The following is a 15,512-nucleotide window of genomic DNA, read 5'->3' as shown; positions in this document are numbered from 1 at the left end:
CTCACCCGCACACGACGGCGAGCGCAGCATGCGTCCGGCCGTTGTTGAGGAGCTATAGGTTCGTTTCCGCGTAAACGCGCAGGGCGTCCCGGACGAAACGGGCTCCGGACTCGCCGCCATAGTTGGCGCTGAACCGAGGGTCGGCGACGTACATTTCGCCGAGGCCGATTACGTAGCCCTTCACGTCGCCGCCCGGCGCCGCCGCTGGTGTCCCCGGGATGCCCCGGAGCCATTCGACCTGCCGTCGTGCGAGGTCCTGCGCCTCGACGCTGTCGGCTGCGATGCCCGCACCGACCGCGGCGATCCAGTCGCTGCCGAGCTTCTGCGAGCGTTGCTTCCAGGCCGCCTTTTCCGCTGCAGCCATTCCGCGCCACCAGGCGTCGCTGCTGGCGTAGGCATCTTTGCCCCAGCGTTCCTCCACTTCCTCCTTGTACTGGGTGTGGTCAAAGCCGTCGAACATGTTCTCTGCCATAATTTCTCCACCTCCTTTCACTGCCTCGATGGTGCGCTGGACCGACGCAATCTGCCGGTTCAGCCTGCCCTGTTCCTGCCGAAGCCATGCCAGGTGGCCGCTCAGGGCCTTGGCAGGGTCCGACTCGTTGCTAAGCACCTCGGCAATGACCGGCAGACCCAGGCCCAGCTCGCGCAGCAGCAGGATCCGTTGCAGCTGGAGCAGTGCCTCCTGGTCGTAATGCCGGTAGCCGTTATGGGCAATCCGGCTCGGCTTGAGCAGGCCGATGTCGTCATAATGCCGCAGCGTCCGGCTGGTGGTGCCGGCGATCCTCGCGATCTGATTGATCGACCAGTCCATGCCTTCCTCCTTCCGAGGCATCTCCAGCCCTGATAAGTCGACACTAAAGGTTGACGCAGCGGGAAGGTCAAGAGCCGGCGGAGGACGATCCCGCCACACCTGACTACTGACGTGTGTGACTGGCGTCGGATAAAATCAGGGTCCCACCATGGACTTCGCCCCGGCCTATGAGCATCCACTGGATCCATTCCCCCACTACGAGAGAATGCGGCAAGCCGCACCCGTCCTTCACGACGAGGTGTCGGGGAGTTGCCACGTCTTCCGGTACGACGACGTGCAGCGCGTGCTGTCCGAAGATGCCAGGTTTTCCCCACGGATGGGCGGCCACGATCCATCCGAGTCAGGTCAGCTGTTTGCGTCGAGTCTGATCACCGCTGACCCGCCGCGGCACCGGCAATTACGCTCCCTCGTGACCCAAGCGTTTACTCCGAAAGCTGTGGACGCATCGTCTATGGACTGAAGGCATTCCCGGCCAGTTGGAAGGCAGCCTGATCGCGCCCCTCCAGCTTCAGCCTTGGGCTTCCTGGGATTGGAAAATCCTGTCACTGACGTCGCTGCGGAGAATGTGGAACTGGCCTCCGTTGCCGTTGACGGTACCGTCCAGGACATAGAAGCCCCTGCCGGCATCCTGTCCTCCGGCCGCTCTGTCAAGGGCAGCGATCAGATGGCGGCCTAAGTGCCCCTTCGGCCCAAGTCCCCTGATCTCGTCGAGCTCCTCGACCGTTAGCCCTGCCAGCACCGCGTTGATTTCAGCCATGACACACCCCCAGTTGCAGCCAATTCTTGCCTGAGTCCACAGGCTAGAGCACGCAGGTCGATGCCGCAATGGTGCCGACGGATTGACTCACGCCGGTCCGCTGCCCGGTGGACCGCTAAGCACGGTAGGGACGTACTCGAGCAGCTGGAGCCGCCCGTCGAAGGTCCTGCTGTTCACCATCTCGAGCGACACGTCCGGATAGCCGTCGTAGATCCGTTCGCGCCCTGTGCGACCCGTGATCACCGGGAAGACCACCACCCGAAACCTGTCGACGAGGCCAGCGCCCAGCAGCGACCTGCAGAGACTGAGACTGCCCAAGGTGCTCAAGGTCCCGGTCCCGTTCCGTTTCATCTCCCTCACGGCCTCGACCGCGTCTCCGGTGACCAACTCAGAGTTCGGCCACGCCAGGGGCGCCCGCAGGGTGGAGGAGAAGACGACCTTGGGCACGGCGGCAAGGCCGGTAAGGCTGGCACCCTCATCCGCGGAGAATCCAGAGCCCTCAGCAGCGGCCTCCTCTGACATGCTGGACATCAGGCGATAGGTGTTCGCCCCGAGGAGGAAGGTGTAGTCCTTCTCTCCCTCCTGTTCGAGCCACGCCAGGTATTCCGGCCCCTCTAAACCCCACCACCCGGGCCAACCCTCGGCTGAGGCGTAGCCGTCCAGGGATATGATCAGGTCGACTATCAGGTCCGCTGATGACGCCTCTGCAGTTGTCCCGCCCATGGCCGTCTCCTCATATTGATCGACGTCCCTGACCGGCGCCCCGCTGTTCAGGTGCACCACCGACGCCCGTGCCGGCAATGCTAGCCCCGGAGCGATCAGACGTTCAAGGGTAGCGTCTGGACCGGAGGCTAGGATGTACCCGTGCACCTCCGAGTCACTGAATGGCAACCCTCATCCAACGTTTCCGAGCAGGCACCAGGTGTCTTTTTCGTCGAAGGACCAGCCTCCAACTGGATCGTGGTCCGCGATGGGACTGGCTTTATGCTCATTGACAGTGGCTATCCCGCCGACCGAGCTTTTGTCCTTGAGTCCATCCGCTATCTGGGCTTGCAGCCTTCCGACGCTCAGGCGGTGCTCATCACCCACGGTCACGTTGACCACACCGGCTCTGCGGCCTATTTCTCCACAACGTACGCAACGCCGATCTTGTGTGCCCCGGAAGAACTAGCCCATGTCCAAGGGAGGGAAAAGCACCAAGTCACGTTCGGTCAGGTCATCGTGCGGGCTTGGCGCCCCCGCGTCTTCCGCTGGATGGTCCACGTCATCAAGGCTGGATCCCTGACGGCCAAGCCTGCAACGCGTGCCCAGGCTTGGGACCCCGACAAACTGCGGAGCCTGCCCGGCAGCCCGGAGGCGATCCTGCTTCCGGGCCACACCCCGGGCAACGTGTCGATCTTTCTTCCCAAAGCAGGAGCGATCGCCGTTGGTGACTCGTTTGTTAGCGGCCATCCACTGAGCCGCAAGACCGGCCCCCAGATGCTCCACCGGATGTACCACACAGACCCCGTCGCGGCGCTGGCGGCAACTCACCGATTGGATGACATCAAGGCTTCAGTGGTACTTCCTGGCCACGGCCCAGCATTGCGCATACCCCTCGCCGAAGCCTTGGCAGCGTTGCGGGGCTAGGCTCCGCTGGGTGGGTGCTGTAGCCGGGTGAGGGCTGCTGCGGACGCGCTCTCCGGGTCTGCTGTATAGGTGAGGATGCGGTGACCGGAGTCATCCGGCACGGTCAGGACTTCAAATCCCAATTCCAAGGAACCGAGCCGCGGGTGGTCCAGTGTTTTGTACCCGGACATGCAGTTCTCCACGGGGTGTTCGGCCCACATCGTTGCGAACTCGGGGCTCTTGAGGGTCAGTTCTCCGACCAGCGCGGCGAGTTCAGCGTCGTCGGAGAACCGTCCGGAGAGCAGCCGCAGGGATGCGACAGCGCGCCCGGCCTCGGTGCGCCAGTGCGCGTAAAGGCTGTGCGTGGCCTCATCCAGGAAGAGCATCCGGGTCATATTCGGCCGGAGGGGCGGCCTGTCCGGGGCATGGAAATCCACGTGCGACGCGACCAGGAGATGCCCGGCCTGGTTCCAAGCGAGGACTTCGGTTTGTTTCCCCAGCACCACCGCCGGGACCCCCATGGCCTCGATAAGGCGCTTCGTGCCCGGCCTGACGTGGTCCGGCCGGCTGCGGGAAGATTTCGGGGCGGCGCGTTTAATGCCGGACAGCTCCGAGAGGTGCTTTCTTTCGACCTCTGTCAGGGCCAGCGCCCGAGACAGGGAGTCGATGACCGCGTCGGAGGCGTTGATGTGCTGACCCTGTTCCAGCCGGGCGTAGTAGGTCACGCTCATTCCGGCCATCATCGCCACTTCCTCACGCCGCAGCCCGGGCACGCGGCGGGTCCCATAGTCCATCAGGCCCACATCGCCCGGGGTCAGGGCGGCCCGTCGTTTCCGCAGGAAGTCGCCCATGGCAGCTGGTTGGTTCATACCCCCGAGTATTCACGAACATTCCCAAACGTGGGTAGCACTGCCAGTGCTACCCGCAACACGGCGTGGCTATTCCTGACCGGCACGCTGAAGGTGGAGAGGAAAACCGCCCACGACTTCACGATCGGAATCCCCGCGATGACAACGCACGACACCGCACCCGTCCCCCAGCTCAAAGTGCCACGAGCACCGGCGCCGACGCGGATGACAGGGCGGCAGCGCCTCATCATGGTCCTGCTGCTGACGGCCAGCTTCACCCTCGCGGTGGACTTCTCCATCCTGAACGTCGCCCTGCCCCGGATAGGGTCCGACGTCGGGTTCTCCCTGGAGCACCTGCAATGGATCGCTACGTCCTTCGCACTGTGCGCGGCGGGGTTCACACTCTTCTTCGGCCGTGTTGCTGACCTGTTCGGACGCAAACGGCTCTTCATCGCCGGTATGGCGTTGCTCGGGATCGGTTCCCTCGTTGGCGGCCTGGCTACCGACCCGGGGTTGCTCCTCGCGGCCCGCGTCGCCCAAGGTCTGGCCACGGCCGCCGTGACACCGGCCGCCCTCTCGCTCCTCACGACCTCCTTCCCGGAAGGGCCGCTGCGGGACAAAGCCCTGGGGCTGAACGGCTCCCTGATGGCTGCCGGTTTCACCGCCGGAGCGGTCCTCGGCGGGCTCCTGACCGACCTGTTGTCCTGGCGATGGGCGTTCTTCATCAACGTCCCCATCGCCATATTCGTCCTAATCCTCGCCCCGAAACTTCTCACGGAATCCGCCCACGGCAACAGAACAAAGCTTGATGTCCCCGGTGCGGCTACCGTCACCCTAGCCCTGCTCCTGCTGGTCTTCGGCCTGACCACCGCCGGCGAAAACGGCTGGTCGGATCCGTTGGCCTGGGGACCGCTGGCAGCCGGGCTGGTCCTGTTCGTGCTCTTTTTCTTCATCGAGAAGAACACCGCACACGCACTCGTGCCCGTGGCCATCCTGCGGCGGAACAACATCGCCTGGGGCAACGTCGCCGGGATCCTGGCGTTCGCCACTGAAACGTCCCTGGTGTTCGTCCTGACCCTCTACCTCCAGCAGGTCCTCGGCTACACACCGCTCGGGGCCGGGCTGGCGTTCGCCGTGCTCGGCATCGGCACCGTCGCCGGCGGGATCATCGCCCCGAAGCTCATCGGCAAACTGGGCAACAAGAACACCATCGTCAGCGGTCTCGCTATCCAGGCGGCCGCAACGGGCTCACTGCTCTTCATCGACACAGGGCAGGCCTCCCTGATCCTCGTGCTGCTCGCTACGTTCATCGGCGGCGTCGCGAACCTTGCCGCCATCGTCGGGTTCATGGTCACCGCCACCACGGGGCTCCCCAACGCCGAACAAGGTCTCGCGACCGGGCTGACGACCATGAGCCAACAGATCGGCATCACCCTGGGAATCCCGATCATGAGCACCATCATCACGGCGTCCCTGCACGAGCTCGGTGACGGCAGCGCCCCGCCGGAGGTGATGGCTGCAATATTGCCGGCCATCGGGGTTAACGCTTCCCTTTGCCTCATCACAGCGGTACTCCTTGGAATCTTTCTCAGAAGAATGCCGTCACCGGCGAGTGAGCAATGATGCAGGAGAATCGCCGCGCACCCTACACTGTCTGGATGGAATTTACGGTCCGCGAAGTGCCCGTGCATTACGCAGAACACGGCAGCGGCACGCCGATTCTCGTCCTGCACGGCGCCGGTGTTGATCATCTCGAGATCGCCGGGGCTCTTGAACCGGTATTCTCCAACGTGCCAGGCATTCGGCGCCTGTATCCGGATTTGCCTGGGATGGGCCGCACGCCGGCGCCCGAGACGATCTCGAGCAACGATGATGTTTTGGATATTCTGCTCGGCCTAATAGACGGCACCATCGGTGATGAGCCGTTACTTGTCGTTGGGCACTCCTACGGTGGGTACTTAGCCCGTGCGATTGCCAATCGGAAACCTGATCAGGTTGTCGGGCTGGCGCTAATCTGCCCTGTTGGCGCGCATACGCGCGACGTGCCCGAGCACGAGGTCCTGGTTTCGTCGGCCGGGCTGACCGACGAACTGGCCGCGGATCTCGAGGAGACGTACCGCAGCTACTTCGTGGTGCAGACGGCTGAAACGCTGCGTCGGTTCCAGGATTGTGTGGCTCCGGGAATGTCGCTCGTTGACGAGTCGGGCCTGACGCGGATCTTTTCGCACTGGAAGTTACGGGATCGGCCGGAAGCCGGGGAAGTCTATCCTCATCCGGTGTTGGTCCTTGCCGGGCGACAGGACGCCACGGCCGGGCACGCAGGCCCGCGCGAGCTGATCGAGCAATACCCTAGGGCCACCTTCGCCATCCTCGATCGCGCCGGGCACGCTTTGATGCACGAGCAACCCAACCTCCTGCAAGCCCTTGTTACCGAATGGCTCGTGCGTGTGCGGGAGCAATCGGCAACATGACGTAATCGGCCTGCTGTGGTGAGAATGGAGAGATGACGTCCACACTGAAACCAGATCGATCAGATAGTCCCAACCGGCTGAACCCGAGCCGCGGCGGTTGCATCCGGCCGGCACGTCAGTGAGCAGGTTCGTTCTAATACCGGGGGCGGGCGGCGCAGCCTGGTACTGGAGCCGCGTCGTTCCTCTGCTTCAGTATGCCGGGCATGAAGCCGTCGCGGTCGACCTGCCCGGCAACGACGACAGCGCAGGCCTGCCCGAGTACACCCGCCTGGTTCTGGAAGCCGTGGGCGGGGTCCACGATACCGTGCTCGTCGCGCAGTCGCTCGGTGGCTTCACGGCCCCGCTCGTTTGCGAAAGGGCTCCTGTCCGAGAGCTTGTCCTGGTGAATGCGATGATCCCTGTACCGGGCGAAACTCCCGGCGCATGGTGGGACAACACCGGCTGGGCGGCCGCGCAGCGGGCCGCGGCGGCGGCCCACGGCTACAGCCCCGAGTTCGACGCTGACACCTACTTCCTGCACGACATCCCACCGGAAGTCCTGGCTGAAGGATCTGACCGACCGACCGAATCAGACGCTGTCTTCGCGTCAGTTTGCGACTTCACGGGCTGGCCCGATATCCCAACCCGCGTACTCACCGGAGAGGCAGACCGTTTCTTTCCAATGGACTTCCAGCGACGGGTCGCCCGCGAACGCCTCGGTACTGAGCCTGATGTTCTGCCCGGCGGCCATCTACTCGCCCTGGCCAACCCCGATGGCGTGGCCGGATACCTGCTGCGCCATTGAGTAGGACCGCCAATTCACGGCACCCTCTGGCTCTCATCAGGCCTGTCCGTCTCGCTGTCACCGGCCCAGGTCCGGCGATCCGCCCAATTCAGCAGCTTCCCGTGCGAGCTTTGTGATCTGCTCCCAGTCGCTGGCGGGATGGGCACTATTTTCCAACGGCACCATGCCGCGCCCGAGCCGACGTAGCGTGGGCCGCCTGTCCTGATCGGACATCCCCTTCGATGACGCCCTTCCCGCCGGGCGGGCGGCCGTGTACAGCACGTCCGTTGTCAGTAAACTGGGACGCATGACCGAGCAGAAACCGGCCCCCCGGGCCGCTGCGGATGCGGCTGTCACCTCCACGCCTGTCGACGACGGCGAGGCCCCCCGCCTCGACGATCCGGACGCCGTCGATACGTCCTTACGCAGTGCAGCACAGCGGTCCCGTACCTTCGCCGGGATCCTGGTGAACACGGCGCTGGCCAACATCACCACCAGCTACCTGTGGTTCGCCCTGACATTCTGGGTGTACCTGGAGACGCGCAACGTGATCGCCACCGGGGTGATCGGCGGCGCGTACATGCTGCTGATCGCCCTTTCCAGCATCAGCTTCGGCACCTTCGTGGACCGCTACCGCAAGCTGTCCGTGATGCGCTTCGCCGCCGGTTTTACCCTGGTGATGTTCGTGCTGGCAGGGGTCATGTTCCTGCTGACACCTGCCGCTTCGATGCTGGACCTGACACAGCCGTGGTTCTGGATCTTCGCCGTGATCATCCTGGTCGGTGCGGTGGTGGAAAACATGCGCAACGTCGCCCTCTCCACCGTTGTCACCATCCTCATCGAGCCTGACCGGCGGGCCAACGCCAACGGGTTGGTTGGCATGGTGCAGGGGCTGGCGTTTATCGTCACCTCCGTGCTCTCCGGGTTGTCGGTCGGGCTGCTGGGCATGGGCTGGACCATTGTGGTTTCCCTGGTGCTCACGGCGCTGGCCTTCGCGCACCTGCTCACGCTGCGCATGCCCGAGGAAGTGCGCGTGGCCGCCACGGATGCCCACGGTGCGTTCGACCTGCGCGGCTCCATTGCCGCCGTCCTGGCCATTGCCGGACTGTTCGCGCTCATCCTGTTTTCCACGTTCAACAACTTCATCGGCGGCGTCTACATGGCGCTGATGGATCCGTACGGACTGGAGATGTTCCCCGTGGAGATGTGGGGTGCCGCCTTCGCTCTCGGCTCCACCGGGTTCATCGTGGGCGGGGCACTGATCAGCAAGTTCGGGCTCGGCGCCAACCCGCTGCGCACCATGCTCATCGCAGTGGCTGTGATGGGGCTCCTCGGTGCGGTGTTCACGCTGCGGGAGTGGGCCTGGCTGTACGTCGCGGGCATCTGGCTGTACCTGGTCCTGATACCGTTCGTGGAAGCCGCCGAGCAGACTGTCATCCAGCAGGTGGTGCCCCTGCCCCGCCAAGGCCGCGTGTTCGGATTCGCCATGGCCTTCGAGTCCGCCGCGGCGCCGGTCACCGCGTTCCTCATCGCCCCGATCGCCCAGTTCTGGATCATCCCGTACGCACGGTCTGCTGAGGGTGCCGCCCAGCTGGCCCCACTGCTGGGCGACGGCGTCTCCCGCGGCATCGCCCTGATCTTCCTGGTGGCCGGGATCATCATGATCGCGGCCGCACTGCTGGCCTTCCTGACGCCGGTCTATCGCCGCGTGTCGGCGTCGTATGCGCAGGCGGCTGCCGAGGGGCAGGAGACCGCCACACCGCCCGCCTCGTCTTCTGGATGATGTCGTTCCACCCGGAGAGTCCTGTTAGCCGAAGGACTCCTCCTGCACGTGGGCCCGGATGGCGCCGATCACCGGGGCCGAGCCCTGAGTGCGGTAAACATCGATTGGCCGGGAACCCAGCTGCACGTTCTGGCTGCACATCCAGAACATGGCCTGGGCTGGCGTGAATGCACAGTGGAGGTGCCCCACAAGGGCGTCCAGGTCCGCAAGCCGGAGCCGGCCGTCCGCATTCGGCGCATCCTGGCCCGTTGCCCACCGACCCAGAAGGTCCACACTGACGCCGAGCAAGGGCGCCGCAGCATCCGTACCCAGCGAGTGTATTAGCCGTTCGGCTATTGCCTTTGGGCTATAGCCGGGGGCTTCCCTCAACTCCGCGAGACTGGCGAAAACCGTGGTGGCAGACAGCGCCGGTTCTTCAGCACTCATGTCCTGCAGCTGTTCCATGAAGCAATGCTATTTGGTGGCGTCCCCTTGGAGTAGGGCCACAGGACCTCCTGAGCAGCGGTCGTCCTACCTTGCGTACTCCGGGCGGCCAAGGGGCCGATAAGACTGGATGGTTATGCCCCGGGAAGTGGTCCGCGAGGTGACCAGTTCGAGCGCGATGTCCGGACCGGAAGCGGGGAACAGCCGTGTGCCCTGACCGACGACGACGGGATAGGTGAGCAGGTCGAGCTGGTCCACCAGGTCGTGGGCGAGCAGCCACCGGACAAGGGCACCGCTGCCGGGCACCAGCAGTTCGCCGTCTTGCTGCGCCTTCAGATCACCGACGGCCGCGGCGAGGTCGCCGGTCAGCACACTCGTGCCCGCCCACTGCGGGTCTGTGAGGCCGGTCGATGCCACGTACTTGGGCCGGCTGTTCAGTGCGGCGGCGATCGGGCTCGCGCTCAGATCGGTCATCACTCCCCAGTAGCCGGCGAAGATTTCGTACGTCCGCCGGCCGAAGAGGAACGCGGCCGCACCGCCGTAAACCTGATCGAGATAGTCCCCGGCTTCGGTATCCAGAAGAGGTATCGCCCATCCGCCGCGGTCGAAGCCGCCGCTGCGATCTTCGTCAGGTCCGCCCAACCCCTGCATCACGCCGTCCACCGAGACGTTGGTCGTCGTCGTCAACCTCATGCCCCTGGTTACACCCTTTCTTGATCTGCGTTTCTTGTCTCAAAAAATCACACTTGCGGTTGTTTATCAACGGGTGAGCATCGCGGTCTATACGCACCACCATGCAGGGCCGCCGGGTTCTATACTGCGCCTATGCCTGATATTAGACTCTGGCCCACCGGCCGCTTGTTGTCGACCGCGGCGCGGCTTGTCGAGCACGCCTGGAACGAGAAGCTGGACGATATCGGGCTGACCCATGCCGGGGTGATCGCCTTGGACGTTCTGGCAGCCAACGGCCCCATGACCCAGTCTTCACTTGCGCAGATCGTGAGGGTCCAGGCCCAGACAATCGGCAAGACGCTCATGCGTTTGGAGGCCCACGGGTACGTCTATCGCCAGCGCAGCCAATCCGACCGCCGCAGCCAGGTCGTCTCCATCACCGTCTCCGGCACTTCTGCACGCGAAGCAGCACGCGACCTGGAACGCTCGGTCCTGGCAACCGCAGAGGTCGATACCGACATGCTGCGGACAGAACTGCAGGCCATCGTGCGCGGTCTCGCAGCCCGGGAGGAAGAGTCACTGCCTGACGCTGAACCAAGGGATCCCGGACGCTAGGCACGAAGAACCCGGTGAGAGCACTCCCCGGTGTCACTCCCCCGGGCACAGTGCCTGTTGTCAAAGGGCGTTGAGGCGTAGCGTCTATCCAACGGAGTAAGGCGGCGATCGACGGTTCGGCCCAGCGCCGCATCCCACCGCCCCGCTCCTGAGCCGTTGAAGGAGATAGGGATGGCTGGATGGAATGCTGACACGGCTGCGGGGCCTGTGGGGTCCGGCACGGTTACTTTGGTGGAGGGTTCATCCTTCTGTATTTCCTCGGGAAATGGAGACATCCACCCGGAACATCCGCATGGGGCTTTCCATCAGGACACCCGTATCCTGTCGCGCTGGAACCTGGCAATTAATGGGCAACCACTGGAGCCGCTGACCGCATCGACAAAGGAACCCTATCGGGCCCTGTTTATTGGCCGCGTTCCCCGCTCCGACGGATACGCGGACAGCCCCCTGATCGTGGAGCGGCTGAGGGAAGTCGGTGCCGGGATCCTGGAGGAGATCACCATCCGGAACTACTCCTCGGACGCTGCCGAATGCGTGATCACCCTCGACGTCGAATCGGACTTCGCGGATCTCTTCGAAGTCAAAGAGGCGCGCATCCAGCGGCTCTGGGAAGAAGCCCGCCACCCGGACGGCGACTCGCTGACCATTACGGCCGTCTGGGAGGACGTCCGGAAGGGCGTGGTCGTCAGCGCCGGCGGCGCCGATGTCACCCCGGACGCAATTACCTATCGGGCGGTCGTTCCGCCGCACGGGCACTGGAGTACCCTGCTGACGGTGGTCCCCACCGTCGACGGCACCGGACGGGTGGCGCCCTTCGTTCGTCCGGCCGGCGGTGAGATATCTCCCAGCGACCGCCGCCGCCAGGAATGGGTGGCCAAGATTCCCAAGCTGCATATGGGCAACCGTTCAATCGAGCGGACCCTGCGGCGCAGCTACGACGATCTGGGCGCGCTGCGCATTGAGGATCCGGCCCATCCGGAGCGGATCGTAGTGGCTGCCGGCGCGCCGTGGTTCATGACGCTCTTCGGCCGGGACTCGCTTTGGGCCTCGGAAATGGCGCTGCCGGTGGATCCCTCCCTGGCACTCGGCACCCTGCAGACGCTGGCTGACCGGCAAGGCAGCGTGGTGGATCCCATGAGCGAGGAGGAACCGGGCAAGATCCTGCATGAGGTCAGGCTCGGTGTCTCCAGCGGGCTCTCGTTGGGTGGCAAGTCCGTCTACTACGGAAGTGTCGACGCGACTCCGCAGTTCGTGATGACCCTCGGATCGGTGAGCCGATGGGGTTTTGCCAAGGACACTATCGCTGCGCTGCTGCCCCACGCAGACCGCGCCTTGGACTGGGTCAGGAACTATGGCGACAAGGACGGCGACGGGTTCGTCGAGTATGAGCGCCTCAACGAACAGGGCCTCATCAACCAAGGCTGGAAGGACTCCTGGGACGGCATCAACTTCGCTGACGGCCGCGTGGCAGAGCCCCCTATCGCACTGTGCGAAGTCCAGGCACTGGCCTACAGCGCATTTTTGTCCCGGGCATGGATGGCGTACGACGCCGGTGACCCGGCTTTGGCGGCGCGGCTCACCGATGAAGCGGCACGGTTGAAGAAGAGGTTCAACGAAGAGTTCTGGATGCCTGACCGCGGCTACTTCGCCGTCGCACTCGACGGCAAAAAGCGGCAGGTCGACGCGTGCGCGTCCAACATGGGTCAGTGCCTGTGGCACGGCATTGTCGATGAGGACAAGGTACCGCAGGTGGCCGAACGGCTCATGTCCCCCGAGATGTTCAGCGGCTGGGGCGTGCGCACCCTCGCAACCGACATGGGCGCCTACAATCCGGCCAGTTACCACAACGGGTCGGTCTGGCCGCATGACAACGCGATCATCGCAGCCGGCCTGATGCGCTACGGCCTCGTAAACGAGGCACAGCGGATTGCCACTGCCCTCTTCGAGGCGGCTGATTACTCCGACGGCCGGCTCCCGGAACTGTTCTGCGGCTTTAGCCGTGACCAGGTTGCCGAGCCGGTGGCGTATCCAACGGCATGCTCCCCGCAGGCCTGGGCGGCGACCACACCGATCATGCTGGTCACGAGCCTGATGCGGTATGACGCCCATATTTCCCGCGGCGGATTCTGGATGGATCCGGCGCTCCCGGAGTCATACGGCGACCTGCACATCACCAATGCGCCCATGGCGGGAAGCCGGATCACCATCGACATCACGGGTTCCGAACCTGCCGTGCAGGGCCTGCCCGAAGGAATAGCATTCCACCGTGAACACCGCCCTTGGCTGACAGAACTCATAGCGCAAGCCGGACTGAGACGCGAGGACTGAAAAGACCGGATTTCCGCGTCGCACAGAGGTTCAGCCGATACCTTGCCTGGACTCGTGTTCCGAAGTATTCACCGGCAGCCTGACCCAAGCAGGAAGACTCCCCGTCAGCGGTTCATCAGGTCCGCGTGGTGCACCGCGACAACGTTGGGGTGGGCCCGAAACCGGTAGCGAAGGGCGTTATCCCCGTAGGTTTCCAGAATCGGGCTGTTCGTCGGGTCAACCGACAGGCCGCGGGCCCTGGTTCGAAGCTCAGGGCTCACCGCGAGCTGCGGCATCCTCGCGTCCAGTGCCGGATTGTAGAAGAAGGGAAGGGATATTCTGTCGGTGCCGCGAGGAGGCGAGACGACGCGGTGCAGGGTCGCCTTGAGATAGCCGTTTGTGGCCAGCTCGAGCATCTCGCCGATATTGACCACGAAAGTTCCGGGCACCTGGGGTGCGTCGATCCACGTACCTTGGTACTCGACCTGGAGGCCGCCCTTGCCGGGCTCCACCATGAGGAGCGTCAGCACGCCGCCGTCGCGGTGGGAGCCTACGCCCTGTCTGGGTTCCTCGTGGGATGACCCCGGATACCGCACAACTTTGAGCACGGGGAAAGCCCGAGCGGCGAATGCCTCATCAAAGGTGTCCCCGGGCGCTCCGAGCGACACCGCCAGGGCACGCAGGAGAGTCAATGAGATCGTGCTCAGCCGGTCGGTCCACTCGGCCACAATCCCCCGCATTTCGGGCAGCGCCTCCGGCCACAGGTTGGGCCCCTCGAGGCGCCAATAGTCCGCGACGCCCGGGCCCCGCACCACCGTGTCCCGCTCTACGCCGATATCGATCTGCTCGCGCCAGTCGACTGCACCGTCCGTCAGTTCCCCGCCGACACGGGTGTAGCCGCGGAACTGCGGGCTGTGCACATTCTCAATCGCGAGCTTCTGCTCTTCGGGCAGATCGAAGAAGCGACGGGACACTTCCAGCATTGCGTCCGTGAGCTCCTGCGGGACACCATGGCCGGCCAGGTACAGGAAACCGACCTCATGCATGGCGCTGCGCAGTTCGTCACGAAACCGGGCCGCCTCCCCCGCGCCGGCGGCCAATCGGGAGAAGTCGACTACGGGCAGTGTTTCGAGTGGCAACGTCTCCAGTCCTTCTCAGCGAACTTGGTAACCCAGCGCATGCGTCTGCTTCAATGTTACGGCCGGGCCATTAAGTTGGGCATGAAGTCTCGAAATACCGGATCCGCACTGGACCCTGGCAGACGGATGTCTTACGCCCCACCGCCCAGTTCGACTTCGTGAGGTGAAGGCAGGCTGTCATGCACGCAGGACCGCCTCGGCCGGCAGGAGCCCCACGCGCGGTCCAGTTGCTCCACAACCCCTTCCCACCCGCGGCCGAAGCCGCCGAAGGGGTTGCCCAAGGTGATCTCGTCCCTCCGGGAGTAGAGCTGCTTGTAGCCGTCAGCACTACCGCGCAGGATTTCGTCCAGCGCACGCCGCGAATTCATGACTGCCTTCTCGAAGTCCACCGACATCTCACGCCTCCACTCGCCCGTTCCCACCGACTGAAGTTGAATGCGATGAGGGCTGCCCCTACCGCTCCGGCCCCGAGGTTGCCGGCCATGGTCTCGGGGCCGTGGCTGCCTGGCGATGAAAGGCCGCGATTCTGTCCCACATCTCCGGCGCGTTGGAGTACATAGGAAAGTGGCCGCTACGGGTGATTTCCGCGAGCTGCACGCCGTTGGCGGAGAGGTGTGGGAGATAAGTCAGCGAGCGGTTCTGCTCGCCGTACATGAACATGCGGGGAAACGGAAGGGCCAGGAACTTCTCCATCAAGTCGGCGTTGTCCGAGAGATCGACCATGGATTCGAAGATGCCCCGGACCGCTGCAGCCCGGACCTTGTACCTGACGCTGGCGGCGTAGAGCGGGCTCGAATAGTACGGGGCCGCCCAGTTACGGGCGATGAAGTCCTCCAGGAACAGGTGTGGATCCTCGTGGGGATGGAGGAAGATCTGCCGGCTGAGGAAGCAATCCTCCGGTGCGAGGTTCCCTTCGATGTCAATGAAGCTGGCCACGCGGCCAGGTTCCTGGCGGGCGAGCACGAGTGAGGTAAGCCCGCCCATCGAGTGGCCGATCAGGTGGAAGCGTTCGATCCCCTGGGCGGCGAGGGCCGCCCTTGCTGTGTCGACAAGGAAGGGGACCGAGATCTTTTCCAGGTCACTGCACCAGGAGTCGCCGCAGCCGGGAGCGTCGTAGGCGAAGAACGGCTGGCCGGCGAAATCCGGGTTCTGTGCAATGTCGGCGTAGTCCTCCTTGGTGGAGCCAAAACCGTGAAGGAAGACCAGCGGAAGTCCATGCCCTCCCCGGCTCATGCAGGACAGCCGCATGTCTGTTCCGTCGATGCTGAGCGGAATCTCGTGCTTGGTCATGGTGTTCTCAGAGAACAATGTGGGC

Annotated in this window: 16 protein-coding genes; 7 read left to right on the top strand and 9 right to left on the bottom strand. The window is 64.3% G+C overall.

All coding sequences use genetic code 11. The features are described 5' to 3' along the window. Positions 1-52: 52 nt before the first annotated feature. The 3 genes from J2S97_RS03850 to J2S97_RS03840 all read right to left on the bottom strand — a co-directional run bounded on the left by J2S97_RS03850 (position 53) and on the right by J2S97_RS03840 (position 2,291). Positions 53-811 (bottom strand): MerR family transcriptional regulator, encoded by a 759-nt coding sequence (locus J2S97_RS03850; protein ID WP_307046772.1) that lies wholly within the window; start codon positions 809-811, stop codon positions 53-55. A gap of 508 nt (positions 812-1,319) precedes the next feature. Beyond that, positions 1,320-1,568, bottom strand: a complete 249-nt coding sequence (locus J2S97_RS03845; RefSeq protein WP_307046770.1) for a hypothetical protein — start codon at positions 1,566-1,568, stop codon at positions 1,320-1,322. Between the two features lie 87 nt (positions 1,569-1,655). Continuing rightward, positions 1,656-2,291: a dihydrofolate reductase family protein gene (locus J2S97_RS03840; RefSeq protein WP_307046768.1), complete on the bottom strand. Its 636-nt coding sequence runs from the start codon at positions 2,289-2,291 to the stop codon at positions 1,656-1,658. A 141-nt stretch (positions 2,292-2,432) separates the two neighbouring features. Between J2S97_RS03840 and J2S97_RS03835 the strand changes: the two genes are divergently transcribed. Beyond that, positions 2,433-3,197, top strand: a complete 765-nt coding sequence (locus tag J2S97_RS03835) for an MBL fold metallo-hydrolase (protein ID WP_307046766.1) — start codon at positions 2,433-2,435, stop codon at positions 3,195-3,197. Here the strand turns inward: J2S97_RS03835 and J2S97_RS03830 are convergent. Then, positions 3,194-4,045 (bottom strand): helix-turn-helix transcriptional regulator, encoded by an 852-nt coding sequence (locus tag J2S97_RS03830; protein ID WP_307046764.1) that lies wholly within the window; start codon positions 4,043-4,045, stop codon positions 3,194-3,196. The two genes, J2S97_RS03835 and J2S97_RS03830, sit on opposite strands and share 4 nt — an antisense overlap. A gap of 30 nt (positions 4,046-4,075) precedes the next feature. Here J2S97_RS03830 and J2S97_RS03825 point away from each other — a divergent pair, with 30 nt between their 5' ends. The 4 genes from J2S97_RS03825 to J2S97_RS03810 all read left to right on the top strand — a co-directional run bounded on the left by J2S97_RS03825 (position 4,076) and on the right by J2S97_RS03810 (position 9,041). Next, a complete protein-coding gene (locus J2S97_RS03825; RefSeq protein WP_307046762.1) occupies positions 4,076-5,647 on the top strand; it encodes an MFS transporter in 1,572 nt (523 codons plus the stop codon). Positions 5,648-5,682: 35 nt separating this feature from the next. Next, positions 5,683-6,495 (top strand): alpha/beta fold hydrolase, encoded by an 813-nt coding sequence (locus J2S97_RS03820; protein ID WP_307046760.1) that lies wholly within the window; start codon positions 5,683-5,685, stop codon positions 6,493-6,495. 118 nt (positions 6,496-6,613) lie between these two features. Beyond that, positions 6,614-7,279: an alpha/beta fold hydrolase gene (locus tag J2S97_RS03815; protein WP_307046759.1), complete on the top strand. Its 666-nt coding sequence runs from the start codon at positions 6,614-6,616 to the stop codon at positions 7,277-7,279. A 286-nt stretch (positions 7,280-7,565) separates the two neighbouring features. Continuing rightward, complete coding sequence (locus J2S97_RS03810) at positions 7,566-9,041, top strand: MFS transporter (protein WP_307046757.1); 1,476 nt, start codon at positions 7,566-7,568, stop codon at positions 9,039-9,041. Positions 9,042-9,065: 24 nt separating this feature from the next. Here the strand turns inward: J2S97_RS03810 and J2S97_RS03805 are convergent, their stop codons facing one another. Together J2S97_RS03805 and J2S97_RS03800 are read right to left on the bottom strand one after the other, a co-directional pair. Beyond that, the gene (locus tag J2S97_RS03805; RefSeq protein ID WP_307046755.1) at positions 9,066-9,485 is read right to left on the bottom strand and encodes a helix-turn-helix domain-containing protein; all 420 of its coding nucleotides are present in this window, start codon (positions 9,483-9,485) and stop codon (positions 9,066-9,068) included. Positions 9,486-9,551: 66 nt separating this feature from the next. After that, positions 9,552-10,157 carry a dihydrofolate reductase family protein gene (locus tag J2S97_RS03800; protein ID WP_307046753.1) on the bottom strand — a complete coding sequence of 202 codons (606 nt, stop codon included), beginning with the start codon at positions 10,155-10,157 and terminating at the stop codon, positions 9,552-9,554. 132 nt (positions 10,158-10,289) lie between these two features. Here J2S97_RS03800 and J2S97_RS03795 point away from each other — a divergent pair, with 132 nt between their 5' ends. Both J2S97_RS03795 and J2S97_RS03790 read left to right on the top strand, forming a co-directional pair. Continuing rightward, positions 10,290-10,751 carry a MarR family winged helix-turn-helix transcriptional regulator gene (locus tag J2S97_RS03795; protein ID WP_307046751.1) on the top strand — a complete coding sequence of 154 codons (462 nt, stop codon included), beginning with the start codon at positions 10,290-10,292 and terminating at the stop codon, positions 10,749-10,751. 171 nt (positions 10,752-10,922) lie between these two features. Then, entirely contained in the window at positions 10,923-13,079 is a 2,157-nt protein-coding gene (locus J2S97_RS03790) for an amylo-alpha-1,6-glucosidase (RefSeq protein ID WP_307046749.1), read from the top strand. A 104-nt stretch (positions 13,080-13,183) separates the two neighbouring features. Here J2S97_RS03790 and J2S97_RS03785 read toward each other — a convergent pair whose 3' ends face one another. From J2S97_RS03785 to J2S97_RS03775, 3 genes are all read right to left on the bottom strand, one after another. After that, positions 13,184-14,197 carry an isopenicillin N synthase family dioxygenase gene (locus J2S97_RS03785; protein ID WP_307046748.1) on the bottom strand — a complete coding sequence of 338 codons (1,014 nt, stop codon included), beginning with the start codon at positions 14,195-14,197 and terminating at the stop codon, positions 13,184-13,186. Between the two features lie 131 nt (positions 14,198-14,328). Then, the gene (locus tag J2S97_RS03780; RefSeq protein WP_307046745.1) at positions 14,329-14,592 is read right to left on the bottom strand and encodes a hypothetical protein; all 264 of its coding nucleotides are present in this window, start codon (positions 14,590-14,592) and stop codon (positions 14,329-14,331) included. A gap of 58 nt (positions 14,593-14,650) precedes the next feature. Further along, positions 14,651-15,487: an alpha/beta fold hydrolase gene (locus J2S97_RS03775; RefSeq protein WP_307046743.1), complete on the bottom strand. Its 837-nt coding sequence runs from the start codon at positions 15,485-15,487 to the stop codon at positions 14,651-14,653. Between the last annotated feature and the right edge of the window lie 25 nt (positions 15,488-15,512).

This window comes from Arthrobacter oryzae, assembly GCF_030812315.1.
GTDB lineage: Bacteria > Actinomycetota > Actinomycetes > Actinomycetales > Micrococcaceae > Arthrobacter > Arthrobacter oryzae_B.
Note: the sequence above shows the minus strand (reverse complement) of the source record. Positions and strands in the feature narration are given on the sequence as shown.